The sequence below is a fragment of the Streptomyces sp. NPDC088746 genome (assembly GCF_044751065.1).
Classification (GTDB): domain Bacteria; phylum Actinomycetota; class Actinomycetes; order Streptomycetales; family Streptomycetaceae; genus Streptomyces.
Genome location: NZ_JBIVLA010000003.1, coordinates 761,384 through 777,662, shown reverse-complemented (window position 1 = coordinate 777,662; position 16,279 = coordinate 761,384). Strand labels below are relative to the sequence as shown.

The 16,279-nt window shown below is 71.0% G+C and carries 14 protein-coding genes; 5 read left to right on the top strand and 9 right to left on the bottom strand.

What is annotated here, in order from left to right; genetic code table 11:
* Positions 1 to 253: 253 nt before the first annotated feature.
* The 4 genes from ACIP63_RS17855 to ACIP63_RS17840 are packed head-to-tail and all read left to right on the top strand — an operon-like array spanning position 254 to position 4,513.
* Positions 254 to 1,009, top strand: a complete 756-nt coding sequence (locus ACIP63_RS17855; protein ID WP_401516940.1) for a (5-formylfuran-3-yl)methyl phosphate synthase — start codon at positions 254 to 256, stop codon at positions 1,007 to 1,009.
* Between the two features lie 8 nt (positions 1,010 to 1,017).
* Positions 1,018 to 2,427, top strand: coding sequence for an aldehyde dehydrogenase family protein (locus tag ACIP63_RS17850; protein ID WP_401516583.1), 1,410 nt, complete (start codon positions 1,018 to 1,020; stop codon positions 2,425 to 2,427).
* Positions 2,424 to 3,530 (top strand): NAD(P)-dependent alcohol dehydrogenase, encoded by a 1,107-nt coding sequence (locus ACIP63_RS17845; protein ID WP_401516581.1) that lies wholly within the window; start codon positions 2,424 to 2,426, stop codon positions 3,528 to 3,530. The genes ACIP63_RS17850 and ACIP63_RS17845 overlap by 4 nt, the downstream gene beginning before the upstream one ends.
* A complete protein-coding gene (locus tag ACIP63_RS17840) occupies positions 3,527 to 4,513 on the top strand; it encodes a class I SAM-dependent methyltransferase (RefSeq protein WP_401516579.1) in 987 nt (328 codons plus the stop codon). The genes ACIP63_RS17845 and ACIP63_RS17840 overlap by 4 nt, the downstream gene beginning before the upstream one ends.
* A 127-nt stretch (positions 4,514 to 4,640) precedes the next feature.
* Here the strand turns inward: ACIP63_RS17840 and ACIP63_RS17835 are convergent, their stop codons facing one another.
* From ACIP63_RS17835 to ACIP63_RS17800, 8 genes are all read right to left on the bottom strand, one after another.
* The gene (locus ACIP63_RS17835) at positions 4,641 to 5,174 is read right to left on the bottom strand and encodes an EF-hand domain-containing protein (RefSeq protein ID WP_401516939.1); all 534 of its coding nucleotides are present in this window, start codon (positions 5,172 to 5,174) and stop codon (positions 4,641 to 4,643) included.
* Between the two features lie 701 nt (positions 5,175 to 5,875).
* Complete coding sequence (locus ACIP63_RS17830; protein ID WP_401516577.1) at positions 5,876 to 6,874, bottom strand: ester cyclase; 999 nt, start codon at positions 6,872 to 6,874, stop codon at positions 5,876 to 5,878.
* A gap of 79 nt (positions 6,875 to 6,953) precedes the next feature.
* Positions 6,954 to 8,297 (bottom strand): MFS transporter, encoded by a 1,344-nt coding sequence (locus ACIP63_RS17825; RefSeq protein WP_401516575.1) that lies wholly within the window; start codon positions 8,295 to 8,297, stop codon positions 6,954 to 6,956.
* A gap of 207 nt (positions 8,298 to 8,504) precedes the next feature.
* On the bottom strand, positions 8,505 to 9,290 hold the full coding sequence (locus tag ACIP63_RS17820; protein WP_401516573.1) for an HpcH/HpaI aldolase/citrate lyase family protein: 786 nt from the start codon (positions 9,288 to 9,290) through the stop codon (positions 8,505 to 8,507).
* Positions 9,287 to 10,057, bottom strand: coding sequence for an SDR family NAD(P)-dependent oxidoreductase (locus ACIP63_RS17815; RefSeq protein WP_401516571.1), 771 nt, complete (start codon positions 10,055 to 10,057; stop codon positions 9,287 to 9,289). The genes ACIP63_RS17820 and ACIP63_RS17815 overlap by 4 nt, the downstream gene beginning before the upstream one ends.
* Positions 10,054 to 11,361 (bottom strand): histidinol dehydrogenase, encoded by a 1,308-nt coding sequence (gene hisD / locus ACIP63_RS17810; protein ID WP_401516569.1) that lies wholly within the window; start codon positions 11,359 to 11,361, stop codon positions 10,054 to 10,056. Before hisD ends, ACIP63_RS17815 begins: the two co-directional genes overlap by 4 nt.
* A gap of 123 nt (positions 11,362 to 11,484) precedes the next feature.
* Positions 11,485 to 12,258 carry an alpha/beta fold hydrolase gene (locus tag ACIP63_RS17805; RefSeq protein WP_401516568.1) on the bottom strand — a complete coding sequence of 258 codons (774 nt, stop codon included), beginning with the start codon at positions 12,256 to 12,258 and terminating at the stop codon, positions 11,485 to 11,487.
* A complete protein-coding gene (locus ACIP63_RS17800; RefSeq protein WP_401516566.1) occupies positions 12,255 to 13,394 on the bottom strand; it encodes a hypothetical protein in 1,140 nt (379 codons plus the stop codon). Before ACIP63_RS17800 ends, ACIP63_RS17805 begins: the two co-directional genes overlap by 4 nt.
* 302 nt (positions 13,395 to 13,696) lie before the next feature.
* Here ACIP63_RS17800 and ACIP63_RS17795 point away from each other — a divergent pair, with 302 nt between their 5' ends.
* Positions 13,697 to 14,695 carry a LacI family DNA-binding transcriptional regulator gene (locus ACIP63_RS17795; RefSeq protein ID WP_401516565.1) on the top strand — a complete coding sequence of 333 codons (999 nt, stop codon included), beginning with the start codon at positions 13,697 to 13,699 and terminating at the stop codon, positions 14,693 to 14,695.
* A gap of 4 nt (positions 14,696 to 14,699) precedes the next feature.
* On the opposite strand, the gene ACIP63_RS17790 is transcribed toward ACIP63_RS17795, so the two are convergent.
* Positions 14,700 to 16,151 (bottom strand): amino acid permease, encoded by a 1,452-nt coding sequence (locus ACIP63_RS17790; RefSeq protein ID WP_401516563.1) that lies wholly within the window; start codon positions 16,149 to 16,151, stop codon positions 14,700 to 14,702.
* Positions 16,152 to 16,279: the final 128 nt, after the last annotated feature.

Below are 16,279 nucleotides of genomic sequence, written 5' to 3'. Positions count from 1 at the left end.
CACCGAAACGGTGCTGTGCGGTGCGCGTGACGCACGGCGGGTGCGCCTCGGCGTTTCGGCGCGGCTCAACAGGCTCTGGTTCGCGCCGGTGCACACGGAGCCGTACGTGTGCGTACACACGCCGCCCGGGGAACCCCGCACGCCCTACCGGTGCCCGCGGGCAATGGAAAGGATGAGCACACCGCACATGAACCAGGTGATCCGCAGTTCCCCGTCCTCCGGCCGGGCGGACTCGCGGCGGAAGGAGTTCACGGTGTTGCTTCTCATCTCCCCGGACGGCGTCGAGGAAGCGCTCGCCTGCGCGAAAGCGGCGGAGCACCTCGACATCGTCGACGTCAAGAAGCCCGATGAGGGCTCGCTCGGCGCCAACTTCCCTTGGGTCATCCGGGAGATCCGCGACGCGGTACCGGCGGACAAACCGGTGTCCGCCACCGTGGGCGACGTCCCGTACAAGCCCGGCACCGTGGCGCAGGCCGCGCTCGGGGCGGCCGTCTCCGGCGCCTCGTACATCAAGGTGGGCCTGTACGGATGCACGACTCCCGAGCAGGGCGTCGAGGTCATGCGGGCGGTTGTCCGGGCGGTGAAGGACCACCGCCCGGACGCGCTGGTCGTCGCCTCGGGCTACGCCGACGCCCATCGCGTCGGCTGTGTGAACCCGCTCGCCCTGCCCGACATCGCAGCCCGCGCCGGTGCCGACGCGGCCATGCTGGACACCGCGATCAAGGACGGGACGCGGTTGTTCGACCACGTTCCGCCGGACGTCTGCGCCGAGTTCGTCCGCCGCGCCCACGCGTCCGGTCTGCTCGCCGCCCTCGCAGGCAGCGTCAAGCAGACCGACCTCGGTCCGCTGACCCGTATCGGCACGGACATCGTGGGCGTGCGAGGAGCGGTCTGCTCGGGCGGTGACCGGAATGCCGGAAGGATCCAGCCACACCTGGTCGCCGCCTTCCGGGCCGAGATGGACCGGCAGGCCCGGGAGCACGCCGCCGACGTCCCGGCCCTCAACTGACCACCGGGATGCCGACACCGGAAGCCGGCCGCGCCCCCGGACACCGCGCTCCAGGCCTCGCTGTCATCGACCCGGCTTCCGGGGAGACCTTCGACGAAGCCCCCGACCAGAAGCCGCACGAGCTGGACGACGTGATCGACCGGGCCCGGCGCGCCTGGGCCGGATGGCGCGCCGACCCGGCCGCTCGCACCACCCTGCTGAACGCCGCCGCCGACGCCGTGGATGCTGCCGGAGACGACCTCGCTCCGTTGCTCACCCGGGAACAGGGCAAGCCTCTGGCCGAGTCGTACGCCGAGGTCGCCCGTACGGCGGCCCGGCTGCGGTACTTCGCCGCTCTGGTTCCCCGCACCCGCCGGATCGACGACGGCCGACCCGTACACAGCGAGATCCGCTGGCAGTCTCTCGGGCCCGTGGCCGCGATCGTGCCGTGGAACTTTCCCCTCCAGCTCGCGTCGGCGAAGTTCGCTCCCGCACTGGCCGCCGGCAACACCGTGGTCCTCAAACCGTCCCCGTACACCCCCCTTGCCACCCGACTGCTCGGTGCCGTCCTCGCCACAGCCCTGCCCGAGGATGTCCTGACCGTCATCACCGGCCGGGAACCCCTCGGTGCCCACCTCGCCGCCCACCCGGGTATCCGCCACGTCACCTTCACCGGCTCGGTGCCGACCGGGCGGGCCGTCGCCGCGGCTGCGGCGGCCTCCCTCGCCCGCGTCACCCTGGAACTGGGCGGCAACGACGCGGCCGTCCTCCTGGACGACGTCGACGTGGACCGGGTCGCGGACCGGCTGTTCTGGGCCGCCTTCCGCAACTGCGGGCAGGTCTGCATGGCGGTCAAACGCGTCTACGCACCGGCCCGGCTCCACGCCGAGGTCGTCGAGGCCCTCGCACACCGCGCGAAGACCGTCGTCGTCGGATCCGGCCTGGACCCGGAGATCCGGCTCGGGCCGGTCAACAACGCCCCCCAGCTGGCCCGCGTCGAGCGGGTCACACAACGGGCCCTGGCGGCCGGCGCCCGGGCGGCGGCCGGTGGTCACCGGCTCGACGGACCGGGCTACTTCTTCGCTCCCACGATCCTCACCGACGTCCCTCCCGACGACCCGGTGGTGACCATGGAACAGTTCGGGCCGGTTCTGCCGGTGCTGCCGTACCGAAACCTCGACGAAGCCGTCGAAGCGGCCAACGACACCGGCTTCGGGCTGGGCGGTTCGGTGTGGGGCACCGACCTCGACCGGGCGGCGGCGACAGCCGAGCGGCTCGAATGCGGCACGGCCTGGATCAACCACCACGCCGAACTCTCCCTTGCTCAGCCCTTCGCGGGCGTCAAGGACAGCGGCGTCGGCGTCGCGGGCGGGCCGTGGGGCCTCTACGGCAACCTCCGTCCTTTCGTCGTACACCGGCCGACGGAGGAAGGGCGATGAGGTTCCGAGCCGCCGTGCTGCGCTCTTACGAGACCCCGTTCGCGGTCGAGGACATCGTCCTGAGCACCGGCCCGGCCGCCGGTGAGATCCTCGTCGAGATCGCGGGATGCGGAATGTGCCGGACCGATCTCGCGGTCCGGCGATCAGCCGGCCGCACCCCGCTGCCGGCGGTCCTCGGCCACGAGGGGAGCGGAGTCGTGGTGGCGTCCGGCGACGGCCCGGACAGCGCGATCGGCGTCGGTGACCATGTCGTGCTGAGCTTCGACTCCTGCGGAGACTGCCTGAACTGCCGCAGCGCTGCCCCCGCCTACTGCGACTCCTTCGCCTCACTCAACCTCTTCGGGGGACGCGAGCAGGACGCGTCACGGCTCACCGACGCCGCCGGGGGAGCGCTGGCCCCCCGGTGGTTCGGCCAGTCCTCCTTCGCCGAATACGCCCTCGTCCCGTCGCGCAACGCCGTCAGGGTCGACGCCGCCCTGCCGCTCGAACTGCTCGGTCCGCTCGGCTGCGGCACCCTCACCGGGGCCGGAGCCGTGCTGAACACCTTCCGTGCCGGCCCCGGTGACACCCTCGTCGTACTCGGCGCGGGAGCGGTGGGCCTGGCCGCAGTCATGGCGGCCACCGCCGCCGGCGTACGGACCGTGGCCGTCGACCGGCATCCGGGGCGCCTGGACCTGGCCGAACGGTTCGGCGCGGTCCCGCTGCCCGCCGTGACGGCCGGACTGGCCGAGCGCATCCGCCGGCACACCGACGGCGGCGCGCAGTACGCCCTGGACACAACGGCCTCCGCCCCGCTGATCAACGACGCGCTCCGCGCGCTGCGCCCCACCGGCACCCTCGGTCTCGTGGCCCGCCTCCACACCGCACTGCCGCTCGAACCGGGCACGCTCGACGGGGGCCGCAGCATCCGGCACATCTGCGAGGGGGACGCCGTACCCGGACTGCTGATCCCCCGGCTGATCGGTCTGTGGCAGGCCGGCCGCTTCCCCTTCGACCAACTGATCCGCACCTATCCCCTGGCCGACGTCAACGAGGCCGAACGCGACTGTGACGCCGGACGCGTGATCAAGCCCGTCCTGCTGCCGGAAAGAAGAGACCGATGAGTGAAACCTCCACCACCGGAGACCCTCGCCGTCCCACCAGCGACCCTTCCGTGTACTTCGCTCCCACCGAAGGGGACACGACCACCACGGCGACGCGGCGGACCGGCACGGAAGGCGTGGACGCAGGCGTGGGACTGACCGCCCTCCTGGTCGCCGCCGCACGGGCGATCGAGACCCACCGCCACGACAGCCTGGCCCGGGACGTCTACGCGGAGCACTTCGTCCGTGCAGCCCCCGCCAGCGCGGACTGGCCGGTGAGCATCCAACAGGTCCCGGAAGGGGACGACAACCCGTTGTGGGGGAGGTTCGCCCGCTACTTCGGTCTGCGGACCAGGGTCCTCGACGACTTCCTCCACCGGTCCGTCGGTACGGGCGTACGCCAAGTGGTCCTGCTGGGGGCGGGATTGGACACCCGCGCCTTCCGGCTGGACCTGCCGTCCGACTGCGTCGTCTTCGAGATCGACAGGGCGGGCGTGCTGGCCTTCAAGGAACAGGTGCTTGACGACCTGTCGGCCGCCCCGACGGCGAAGCGGATCCCGGTACCGGTCGACCTGCGCGCCGACTGGGTCACCGCCCTGACCTCTGTCGGCTTCGACCCGGCCGCTCCAAGCGTCTGGCTGGCCGAAGGACTGCTCTTCTACCTACCGGGCCCCGCCGAGACGTACCTCATCGACACGGTGGACCGGCTCACCACCCGGGGCAGCGCCCTGGCCTTCGAGGCCAAGCTGGAGAAGGACCTGCTCGCGTACCGCGACAGCCCGATCTACACGGCGACGCGAGAGCAGATCGGCATCGATCTGCTCGACCTCTTCGACAGGGGGCCCCGCCCCGACTCCGCGGGTGACCTGGCGGCCAAGGGCTGGTCCGCCTCGGTGCACACGCCCTTCGAATTCACCCGTCAGAGGGGACGTGGTCCCCTCCCCGAACCGAACGACGCGCTGGAGGGGAACCGGTGGGTCTTCGCGCACAAGACCCGATCCTGACGTCCGCTCACGAAGACGTCCGCACGGGCCCGGCACCGCCTTGACCTCACAGGGCCGGCGCCCGCGCGCGTGGGGGCGATCCGGGGCCCGGCCCGCGCCGCCACGGAACGCTCACGTCCGGGCCGTGTCAGACGGCCCGGACAGCCACCAGTTGGTCAGCCGGAATTCCACCCATGTCCGGCGCGTAGTAGTCCTCGATGCCCCTGGCCCACGTGGTCACGGTGATGCGGTCCTCGGCGTCCGGGCCGAAGGCGTCGAAAAGCGCATGGATGTTCGCCTCCGCGAAGCCGATCGCCCTCATCAGCGATACGAAGAGCGGGCGCTCGATCAGACCGTCGCCGTCGGGATCGCCGAGTACGGCGAGCGCCTCGGCGAACTCGGTGATCGTGGGACCGAAGCGCTCGGGGTCGAGCACGAACGGACGGAACTCGTCGACGGAGATCACACCATCGCCGTTGGCGTCCAGCTCCGCGGCCAGAGTGGTCCAGTAGCGGCGGAACGCGGCTCGGATGGCCTCCCTGGCGCCGTCGTCCGATGCGACCGCCACCTCCAGAACACGTCCCGTCATGAGGTCGAAGTCCTCGGAGTCGAGGACCCCGTTGCCGTTGGCGTCGAAGAGGGAGAAGACCAGCTCGGCCCTCTCGATGGCCTCAGTTCGCATGTCCATCACTTCTCTCCTACGGTCCTTCGATCCCGGAACTCGGTTCGATGAGTGCTCCTATGTAACCGCGTAGGGGGAGAAACGTGGCGGTGAGGAGACCTCAGCTACCAGAAGGAGTGAGTGTGCCGACAACCAGTTCGTACGGTCGGGCGCTTGCGGGGTGCAGGGCGCAGAGTACGGGGACCACGCCAGTTCGACAGGAGCTCGATGATCAGCTGTGATCTTCCGGCGGCACCGAGTGCCCGGTCAGCTCCAGCGCCTCGGTGGCACGGCCATCGCGCCCGGCGGGCGGCGCGCGCCCAACACTTCGAGGCCGTAGCCGCTACGACTCCTGATCGGGCCGTCGGCAGGACGCTGTGGTTCTGCGCGCGGACCAGCCATAGTCGGCTTTCGCGTGTGTCGCCGGCCCGGTGTGCGCAGCGTCCGGTTCAGCAATGGCTCAGACAGTTGTTGCCCAGTTTCCTCCCCGAGACCACGGACCGTGACCTCGGCAAGGTATGACCGACCTCACCTGAGCTGAGCCCGAGAAGGGGCGCCCCGCCCAGCCCCACAGGTGGCGGCCCGCCCCCTCCCCTCCCCGCCCCGCGCGGTCGGGCGCCTCGGGCGGGGACGCGTCGTCGGCACGAGGTACGCCGTCATGGTCACCTGGCGTCGTCGGCGGGGGCGGGGGCGGGCCGCATCTTCCGGGCCCGGACGCGGGCTCAGTAGATGTTGGCCTCCACGGCCGGGCCGTCTCCCCGAGTGCTGTTGATCTGGGCCCGCATCGAGATCTCGTCGTAGACGCGGAACTCCCGCACGATCCGGCCCTCCTGGATCAGGAACTGGGACACCCCGAGAACGGTCACCGGCTTGTCGGTCAGCGGGCCGAAGACCGGAGTGCCCCGGTAGGTGCCGTGCATGGTCCAGGTGACGGCCACCCGCAGGCCGGCGTACCGCTCCGCGTAGTTGGTCTGTATGTCCCGTACCGCGAACCGGGCGTCGGGGAAGGCCCCGACCATGGCCAGCAGATCACTCTGGTAACGCTCCGGGCGGATGACGGTCCGGTCGCCGACCGTGTGCAGGAAGAGGTCCCGGACCATGAACTCGTCGACCCTGTGCAGCCGGCGCCGCGTCCACACCTCCTCGATGAACTCCAGCACCATCTCGCACTCCGGCCGGAAATCGTCGGGGCGCGGTCCGCTGACGCCCGCCAGCAGCACGTCCTTCGGCGGCTCCTCGGTCATCGACCCGCTGTAGCCCTGGAACCGCAGGGCGCGGGCCGCTTCGTCCGGGTCCACTCCGCGCTGCAGACAGTCCGCCAGCTCGTCACGGACCACCCACTCCTCGACCATCCGGCCGCGACGGTAGAGGCAGTTGGCGACCGTGCGTTTCCGGATGCGGATGTTCCTGCCGTCGACCAGATGCTCGTCGGCGGAGAAGACGAGGTGTGAGCTGAGGAAGGCGTCGTTCCCGCGCGCTTCCCACACCACGTCCTCCGCCTGGCCGATGTGACCGGGCGTGCTGCCCATACGCATCGTGCTGCCCTCGATCACGCCGTCGCGGCCAACCACGGTGCCCAGGCTCGTGTGGACGATCGAGTCCGGTTCGTAGTTGTCGACGATGTAGGCGATGTCGCGGCCGACCCAGATGCGGTCGGTGACTTCACGGATGAAGTCGTCCGGGTCCTTGTAGGGGAGGTAGGCGGCGGGGTCCAGCGTCATGGTTCTCACCTTTCTCGAAAAGCTTATGTATGCGTATGCAGGTGCAAGGATCTGTGGTGGGGTGTGTGTCGCGTGCCGGTCACCCGGCGAACTTGTCCGCCCCCAGGTGACTCCGGTACGTCTCCGTCATGAAGGCGCTCACGACGACCAGCGCCAGGACCGCGGCCGCGGCGAGGTAGACCCACACGGCGTAGATCGTGTCGAAGCTGCTGACGAGCAGCGCGGCGACGAACGGCGTGATGCCCATGAAGATGGAGAACGAACTGTTGTACGCGATGGCGCTCGCGCTGAACCGGGTGCGCGTCGCGAAGAGTTCGGCCGTGCAGACCGTGACGATGCCGGTCAGGAAGAACTCGGGGACGATGTAGATCAGCTGGCTCGCCACCGCCGTGCCGAAGGTGCCGCCCTCGCCGACCCGAAAGGCCAGCGGGACCAGGACGATGCACGCGACGGCGCCGGTGACCAGCATCGGTTTGCGGCCGATCCGGTCCGAGAGGATGCCGGCCAGGGGCAGCAGCGGGATGAGTACGGCGACCGAGATCGCGTTGGACGTCAGTGCCATCCAGCGTGGCAGGCCCAGCGTGCCGGTCAGGTACTCGGGATAGAACGTGACCCAGCTGTAGGACAGGATCGCGAGCATCACGGAGACACCGCAGAACACGAGCATCGGACGCCACTGCGTGCGCAGCGCCTCCCGGATCGGGGCTTTGACGACCTCGGTGCCGTTCTCCGTGGCCCGTACGAACTCGGGTGACTCCTCGATGCGCCTGCGCAGCCAGATCCCCACAGCGCTCAGCGGAAGCGCGAGCAGGAACGGGATGCGCCAGCCCCACGAGGTGAGGGAGGGGCCCTGGAACAGCCAGCTGGTGAGGGCGGCGGTGCCGGCCCCGGCGAGGATGCCGACGAAACAGCTGTTGGAGGCGTACGAGGCGTAGTAGCCACGCCTGTTCGGCTCCGCCCACTCCACGATGAAGGCCACCGCCCCGACGTACTCCCCGCCGGACACCATGCCCTGGACGACGCGCAGGAGCAGGAGGAGCAGGGGTGCGAGTACCCCGATCTGCTGGTACGTCGGCAGGGCGCCGATCAGGGCGGTCGCCACGCCCATGAGCACGATGGTCCACAGCAGCGTCTTCTTGCGGCCCACCCGGTCGCCCCAGCGGCCGACGAGTGTCCCGCCCAGCGGGCGGAAGAGGCACGCGACGGCGATGATCGCGTACGTGCTCAGTACTGCCACCGCCTGGTTGCTCTCAGGGAAGAAGGCGGGGGCCAGGACCGGCGCCATGTACCCGTAGAGGCCGTAGTCGAACTGTTCGACGAAGTTTCCGATGCTTCCCGCGCCGATGGCTCGGCGTATCGCATTCCGCTTCTCCGAGTCGGCTCCTGGGGTGCCGACGGTGGCGGTGGGCGCTACAGCGGACATGGCTTCTCCGTTCGCGCGTTGACGTGGTTATGCATACGTATGAACTTCCGCCGAACACTAAGGAGCCCGGCGAAGGTCGTCAAGAGGTGGACGGCACCCGTTCCGTGACGCTGCGGGCCGGCCGGCGGTGGCCGTGTCCGCAGGGGCGCGGCCGCGCGCCCGGCTCCCGGGAGAGGCGGGGACGGAGCCGGGCGCGGGCGTGCGGCGTCACGAGGGGCCCCCGGCCCTCTCGGCAGGTCCGGGCGCAGCGAGGGACCGGAAGGTGTCCATCAGGACCTGGGTCATGTTGTAGAGGACCAGCCGCGCCCCCGACCGCTCGGCCGCTCCGGCGGCTTCGGCGCCCGGCACGATGGTCATGACCGACCGGCCCGCCTCGCGGGTGGCGCGATGGGCCGTGGCCACCAGGCCGTCGATCACGTCCTGGCCGGGGAAGGAGCAGTCCGCCGCGAGGTCGGCAGGGCCCACCAGTACCGCGTCCACGCCCCGCGTGGCGGCGATCTCCCCTGCGGCGGCACAGGCCCGCTCCGTCTCGATCATCGCCACCACCAGGGCGTCCCGCGAGGCGGTCACGTGGTCGGCCGCCGGGACCGTACCGAAGCGGCCCGCCCTGCTGTACGTCGCGAATCCCCGCGTCCCCAGAGGCGGATAGTGGACCGAGGCCACCGCACGCCGCGCGTCCTGCGCGGAGTCGACATGCGGATGGATGAGGCCGGCGGCCCCCAGGTCCAGACAGCGCAGGGCGAGAGCGGGCTCGGACGTGCCCACGCGGACGAGGACGTCGATGCCCTGAGCCGCCGCGGCCGTCAGGTGGTGCTGGAGGACGGTCATGTCGGCCGGCCCGTGCTCGCAGTCGATGACCACGTAGTCGAGGCCCGCGACCCCCGCCATCTCCACCAGGGTCTCCGAGGGGAGCCGCAGCAGAGCGCCGTACAGCCGCTCGCCGTCCGCGAGCCGCGTCTTGAGTGAGCGGCGTTCCGCACGCGCCGCCGTCACCGTGCCACCATTCCCGCCGAGAGGTCGATGTCCGCACCGCACAGGCCGGGCATCTGGAGCATCGCGCTCACCGCGGCGCCCACCTCCTCCTCGCTGACCATCCGTCCCAGGGCCGACCGCGACACGAACGCCTCCTCGGCCTCCGCGTAACTGACGCCGGTGCGCTCCGCCTCGAGGCGGAAGTTCCGCTCCATCCGGGGGCCCGAGACGGGCCCCGGGGACAGGGAGTTGACCGTGACCCCCAGCGGACCCACCTCGCCCGCCAGGGTGGTGGTCAGGCCGATGACCGCCATCTTCGACGCGCAGTAGGGCGTACGCCGCAGAAGGGGCCGCTTCCCCGAGACCGAGGCGATGTTCACGACGTCCCCGGTGCCCCGCTCCGTCATGGGGGGAAGGAAGGCCCGGCACATCAGGAACACGCCGCGCACGTTCACGTCGAAGACCTCGTCCCAGTCACGGGCCGAGATCTCGGTCAGGGGTGCCACCGGTCCCGCGATCCCGGCGTTGTTGACGAGTACCGAGATCTCCTCGTCCGCGAGGCTCTCCGCGAGCTTCTCGACCTCGTCCGGCCGGGACACGTCGCAGACCCGGTGGACGACACCCGGGCCCAGCCGGGAGGCGGTCTCCTCCAGGGTGCGCTCGTTGCGGCCGGTGATCACCACGCGCGCTCCGTCCGACACCAGGGAGTGTGCGACGGCGGCGCCGAGCCCGCTGCCCCCTCCGCTCACGAGCGCCGTGCGCCCGGCCAGCCGGCCCGCGCCGCTCATGCGCCGGCCTCGTTCCACGGCAGCGTGCCGTCGCCGTACTTGGCGGCCCGTACGTCACCGGAGCGGGCGTGCCCCTCGAACAGCTCGACGCGTGCCGCGCGCCCGCACACCTCACCGAGCAGCGCCGACGAGGAGGTGTCCGTGACCTCCTGGTAGGTCACCGTCTTCAGGTACTTCCCCACCCACAGGCCACCGGTGTACCGCGCGGCCCCCCGGGTGGGCAGTACGTGGTTGGTTCCGATGACCTTGTCCCCGTACGAGACACAGGTGCCCTCACCGAGGAAGAGGGCGCCGTAGTCGGTCATCCGGTCCAGCGCCTGACGCGGGTTCTCGGTCAGGACCTCCACGTGCTCACTGGCGTAGGAGTCCGCGATGCCGAAGGCCTCGGCGAGCGAACCGGCCACGACGATCTCACCGTGGTCCCGCCAGGCGGGCCCGGCGAAGTCCCTCGTCGGCATGCCGGGCAGCAGCCGCTCGATGTGGCGTTCGACCTCCCGGCCCAGCTCCTCGGAGGTCGTGACGAGGACGGCGGGGGAGTCCGGGCCGTGTTCGGCCTGGGAGAGGAGGTCGACGGCGACCACGAACGGGTCGGCGTGTTCGTCGGCGATCACCAGGATCTCCGTGGGGCCCGCGAACAGGTCGATGCCGACCTCGCCGAACAGCTGGCGCTTGGCCTCGGCCACGTACGCGTTGCCGGGACCCGCGATGAGCGGCACCCGGCCGACCGTCTCGGTGCCGACGGCGAGCGCCGCCACCGCCTGGACCCCGCCCAGCAGGTAGATCTCGTCGGCGCCCGCCAGGTGCATCGCGGCGACCGTCGCAGCGGGGATCTCACCCCGGATCGGCGGCGTGCAGGCGGCGACCCTGGGCACCCCGGCCACCTTCGCGGTCACGATCGTCATGTGGGCCGACGCGGTCAGCGGGTAACGCCCACCGGGTACGTAGGCTCCGGCGCCGGCCACGGGGACGTGCCGGTGCCCGAGGAGGACCCCGGGCAGGGTCTCGATCTCGACATCGTGCATCGAGTCGCGCTGCGCCTGGGCGAAGGTACGCACCTGCCGCTGGACGAAACGGATGTCGTCCAGGACCGTCTCCGGTACGCCGGCGATGATCTTCTCGATCTGCTCCGGGCCCAGGCGGAAGGACTCGGGGCTCCAGTTGTCGAACTTCTCGGAGTACTGGCGAACGGCTTCGTCACCGCGTTCGCGGATGTCGTCGAGGATGGTGCGGACGCGCTCGGCGACATCCGCGCGGGCGGCACGTACCTGACCGGCGGGCACGGGGGACTTGAGGAAGCGAGGCATGACGGCTTTCTTTCGAGGATGCGTGTCGGACGGGGAGAGGGGACTTGGGTGTGGGCACGGGCTGAGGCGGGTGTGGAGTGCGAGCCCCGCGCGTGTGAGGCGTGGGGTGGGAGCCCGGCGCGTTCAGGGAGTGGGGGGCGCGGTGCGTGCGGACGTCCGGGACGCCGGCGGTGGCGTCTCGCGCACCCGCGCCAGCAGGTCCCGCAGCGCGGCGGAGACGGCGGACGGGCTGTGCCACGGGAGCAGGTGGCCGGCCCCGGCCACCTCCCGCAGTTCCGCGCCCGGCACGGCCCGCGCGATCGCCCGGTGGAAGTCGGGCGGGCAGAGGGCGTCCCGGGACCCGGACAGGACCACGGCCGGGCACCGGGCGGTGCGCAGCACGCCGATCGTGTCCCGGCGGGTCGTCTGCGCGGCGAGCTGGGCGCGGGCGGCCCCGGGGCCTACGGAAAAGGCCATGCGCCGGTAGCGTTCGGCCGGTTCGGCCGCCGGCCGTGGCACGGGGAACATGCCCGGCAGTGTCTGTTCGACGACGTCCGCGAACCGGCCGTCGTCGATCAGCCCGGCCATGGAGCGCCAGGCGGCGTACTGGTCGGGGCGTGGTGCCCCCGCGTTCGCCGACATGACGCACAGGCCGAGGAACCGCTCCGGGGCCCTGCGCAGCGCCTCGAAGGCGACGACGGCCCCGAGGCTGAGGCCGACCGCGACGAACGGCCCGGACACGGAGGACAACAGGTCTTCGGCCATGGCCCCGATGTCCGGCTCCGTCAGCTCCAGGTGACGGACCGGGTGGCCTTCGGGAAAGACCACATCGGACCAGAGGTCCGCGTCGCACAGCATCCCGGGCACCACCACCAGGGGCGGCGGGCTCGGCGGGCCGCCGCCGGTCACGGCGGTCACCAGCGGCGCGCGGAGCGGGGCAGCAGTGCGTACGGCGCGACATAGCCGTTGTGATCGATGCCGAGCCCCGCGTCGGCGGCGCTCTTGGCGACCTCCTCGTCCCATTCCAGGCGGACGCGGCCGTCACTCGAGTTGACGACCATGAGGTCGCCCTGCTCGTCCCCGACGTTGCGCAGGGTGCGCCAGGCGTCCTGCGGTACGGAGAGCATGTCGCGAGGTCCCAGACGGACCGAGACGGGGTCGGTGCGGTTGAGCGTGACCTCCCACAGGCCGTCCTTGACGATCAGTGTCTGCGTCTCCTGCTGCCGGTGGTACGAGACCCCCTGGCCCGGGTCGGCCCGCAGCCAGGCGACGTTGTGTCCGTGCGGATTGAAGATCCGGGGCTCCTGATGCAGGTCCCCGGTCATGCCGTAGCCGATGACGCAGCTCAGCCGCGCTCCTCCGCCGGGCAGGGTGCTGTCGAGGAAGGGCCGCTCGGACCACACCAGTTCGTCCGACGCCGCGACGCGGCGCTTCATCTCGTCGGCGCTGTAGTGACGCAGCCGGTCGATGTGCTCCTGCGCCATCGGTTCGGTCAGCTCGGTCCCGGGCGGCACCCCGTCGCCGGCGACCGTGTCGATCAGTTCGTTGTCGGCGGTGAGGTACAGGCCGTGGCCCTCCGCCTCGCGCAGGACCGAGGGGCCCCAGATGATGCCGCCCGTGTGGTCCATGCCGAGCACGGTGAACATCCAGCCGTCGTCGGGACCGGTGTTGGTGAAGCCGCGGAAGATCCAGGTGGGGATCGAGGCGATGTCCCCGGCCCTGAGCAGGAGTTCCCCCTGGGTTCCGTCGGCGCCCCAGCGCAGCAGGTACTCGCCCTCGGTGCAGACGAACACCTCGGCCGTGTAGTGGAGGTGGAGGTTGTTGGTGATGCCGTGGGGCATGGCGGCCGCACCGATGTTGTAGCCGTGCGGCAGCCGGAGATTGACGTGCTGCCCGGCGGCCTGTGAGACGCCGGGCCCGATCATGGCGTAGTTCTCCTTGCGGTCGGAGCCCGGCGTACGGCAGTCGATGAAGGCCTGGTTGCAGGAGACGAAGTCACTGCGGCGGATCGTGCGGCGCCCCAGCTCGACGGTGGACACGACGACATCGGGCATGACTGCTCCCTCGCTTGGAATACGTATGCATTCCCATGACAGGCTCTCTTGCGGGCAATGTCAAGGGGTCGTGGGCGCCCACTTCAGGCGTATGGTGCGCAGGGCTCTGCGTCGTGCGGTATCGGGAGCGGTAGGAGTTCGGCTCTGCGGCCGGGGGGGGTGTGCGCCGCTCCCAGGGGTGCGGGCCCGCTCCGTCTCGTGCCGGGTGCCGGGGCTACCGGCTCCGTCGCAGTGCAGCTACATACGTATAGTGATATGTGCCGCGCCAAGGGGTGGCGCACCGGGCGACGGGAAGAGGGCCGATGGCGATCACGAGTCACGACGTGGCGAGGCTGGCAGGCGTCTCGCAGCCCACGGTCTCCCGCGCCCTGCGTGACGACCCACGGGTGTCCGCAGCCACCCGCGAGAAGGTCAGGCGGGCCGCGGAGGCGCTGAACTACGTGCCCAGTGAGGCGGGCCGGACCCTGTCGACCCGGTCCACCCGGCGTATCGGGGTGATCGTCACCGATCTCACGAACCCCTTCTACCCCCACGTCATCGCGCCCCTGCACGACGAGCTCCAACGCCTGGGCTACCGCATGATGCTCCTCACCGAACGCTCCGACGAGGCGGTGGCCGAGGAGAAGCTCCTGGACCAGTCCCTGGACGGCGTGGTGCTCGCGACAGCGACCACCGACTCCCGGCTGCCGGCCCAGCTCGACCGCCGTGGCATGCCGTACGTCTTCCTCAACCGCGACACCGGCGGCAGCGGCGACTACGCCTCCGTGGTCGACAACGAGGGGGGCGGGCGCCTCGTCGCCGACGTACTGGTCGAGCTCGGACACCGGCGGATCGCGGGCATCTTCGGCGCGGCCAACACCACGACCGGGCGCGAGCGGGAGCTGGGCTTCCGGCTGGCCCTGGCCGACGCGGGTGTGGGACTCCCCGCGGACCGTGTGGTGCGCGGCGCCTTCGAGTACGACACGGGATACCAGGCGCTGCCCGCCCTGCTCGAGGCGGCCGAAGCGCCCACAGCCGTCTTCTGCGGCAACGACGTGGTCGCCATCGGCGTCCTGAACGCCGCTCTCGCCGCAGGGCTCAGGGTCCCCGACGACCTGACGGTGATCGGCTTCGACGACCTCCCCATGGCCGCCTGGGAGGTGTTCCGGCTGACCACCGTCCGCCACGACCTGCGGGAACTGTCGCGTCAGGCCGCACGCCTGCTGGTGCGGCGCATCGACGGCGCCGCCGACCCCGCCGGCGAACGCCTCGTCCTGCCGACCGAATTCGTACCGCGTTCCACGCACGCCCGCCTCCTCTGACCGGTCACCGCGGTGACGAGCCGACGCGAGGGGGCCGGCCGGCGGCGCCGGCTCCGGTGCCGGAAGCGGTCGGTCCGGTGCCGGGCCCGTCACCGTGCCGCCGTTGCCGAAGGACGCCGACGCCCACGAGGACCGCGGCCAGGGCGAGGGACAGCCACAGTTCGAGACGGTGGCCCGGCAGCACCGCCATGAGGACGAGCACCCCGGCGATGAAGGCGATCGTGGCGAGGGTGAGGTAGGGGAAGGCCCACATGCGCACCTCGCTCGGCTCCGCCTCCTTGCGGCGGGTGGCGTACTGCGTGATCGCGATGACCATGTACATCATCAGGGCGATCGCGCCGCTGGACGCGATGAGGTACGTGAAGACGCTTGGCAGCAGATAGTTGGCGATCACCGCGGCGACGCCGATGACCGTCGAGGCGATGACGGCGTTGCGGGGCACACCGGCCGCGGAGGTGACGGCGAGGGCGGCCGGCGCGTCCTTGCGGCGGGCGAGGGAGAACGCCATCCGGGAGGCGGTGTAGATGGCCGAGTTGAGACAGCTGCTCACCGCCACGACGAGGACCACGTCCATGATCCGTCCGGCGCCCGGGATGTTCATCCGGTCGAGGACCGCCTGGTAGGAGCCGGCCGCCAGTCCGTCGGAGTTCCACGGCACGAGGCTGACCACGACGAAGATCGAGCCGACGTAGAACAGCCCGAGGCGCCATACGACGGCGCGGACGGCCTTCTTGATGTTCTTCTTCGGCTCCTCCGACTCGGCGGCGGCGATCGTCACGATCTCGCTGCCCTGGAAGCTGAACATGGCCGTGAGCAGACCGGCCAGGACGGCGACCCCGCCCTTGGGCGCGAACCCTCCGTTGCTCCACAGGTTCGACACCCCATGGGCGTCGGAACCGGGCAGGAGGCCGAAGACGGCGAGCCCGCCGAGTACGAGGAAGGCGACGATCGCGATGACCTTCAGCAGCGCGAACCAGTACTCGAACTCACCGTAGTTGCGGACGGCGAGGAGATTGCTGCCGGCCAGCAGAGCGATCATGGCGAGGGCCGGGATCCAGCTGGGAACCGAGGTGAGCCCCGCGATGACCTCGCCCGCGGCGATCGCCTCGATGGGTATGACGAGGATGTAGAACCACCAGTAGAGCCACCCGATGGAGAAGCCGGCCCAGCGGCCCAGGGCGCGGTCCGCGTAGGTGGAGAAGGAGCCCGTGTCGGGGTTGGCGACGGCCATCTCCCCGAGCATCTGCATGACGAGCACCACCAGGGTGGCGGCCAGCAGGAAGGAGATGAGAACGGCCGGTCCGGCGGCCGCCACGGCGGTGGAGGAGCCGACGAAGAGGCCGGCTCCGATCACACCTCCGATGGAGATCATGGTGATCTGGCGTCCCTTGAGGCCCTGGGTGAGCGCGGGACCTGCCCCGCCCGACGGGGCGGGGGCGGGCGGGGAATGGTGCATGGGGACGATCCTCGCGGGAGGGGGAGCGCAGGTGCTCCTGCTGCGGGACGGTACTCACCCGTCTCGGGCGGGCGACGATACCGGCGGCCCGGGACGCAGGCCGCGGCCGTTCATGGTGGCCCGGGGCC

What these genes read in the sequence shown, in the direction of transcription:
- ACIP63_RS17840 (WP_401516579.1), top strand. Translation starts at nt 3,527, where the DNA reads ATGAGTGAAACCTCCACCACCGGAGACCCTCGCCGTCCCACCAGCGAC.
- ACIP63_RS17850 (WP_401516583.1), top strand. Translation starts at nt 1,018, where the DNA reads ATGCCGACACCGGAAGCCGGCCGCGCCCCCGGACACCGCGCTCCAGGC.
- ACIP63_RS17795 (WP_401516565.1), top strand. Translation starts at nt 13,697, where the DNA reads ATGGCGATCACGAGTCACGACGTGGCGAGGCTGGCAGGCGTCTCGCAG.
- ACIP63_RS17800 (WP_401516566.1), bottom strand. Translation starts at nt 13,394, where the DNA reads ATGCCCGATGTCGTCGTGTCCACCGTCGAGCTGGGGCGCCGCACGATC.
- ACIP63_RS17830 (WP_401516577.1), bottom strand. Translation starts at nt 6,874, where the DNA reads ATGACGCTGGACCCCGCCGCCTACCTCCCCTACAAGGACCCGGACGAC.
- ACIP63_RS17790 (WP_401516563.1), bottom strand. Translation starts at nt 16,151, where the DNA reads ATGCACCATTCCCCGCCCGCCCCCGCCCCGTCGGGCGGGGCAGGTCCC.
- hisD (WP_401516569.1), bottom strand. Translation starts at nt 11,361, where the DNA reads ATGCCTCGCTTCCTCAAGTCCCCCGTGCCCGCCGGTCAGGTACGTGCC.
- ACIP63_RS17815 (WP_401516571.1), bottom strand. Translation starts at nt 10,057, where the DNA reads ATGAGCGGCGCGGGCCGGCTGGCCGGGCGCACGGCGCTCGTGAGCGGA.
- ACIP63_RS17835 (WP_401516939.1), bottom strand. Translation starts at nt 5,174, where the DNA reads ATGCGAACTGAGGCCATCGAGAGGGCCGAGCTGGTCTTCTCCCTCTTC.
- ACIP63_RS17845 (WP_401516581.1), top strand. Translation starts at nt 2,424, where the DNA reads ATGAGGTTCCGAGCCGCCGTGCTGCGCTCTTACGAGACCCCGTTCGCG.
- ACIP63_RS17825 (WP_401516575.1), bottom strand. Translation starts at nt 8,297, where the DNA reads ATGTCCGCTGTAGCGCCCACCGCCACCGTCGGCACCCCAGGAGCCGAC.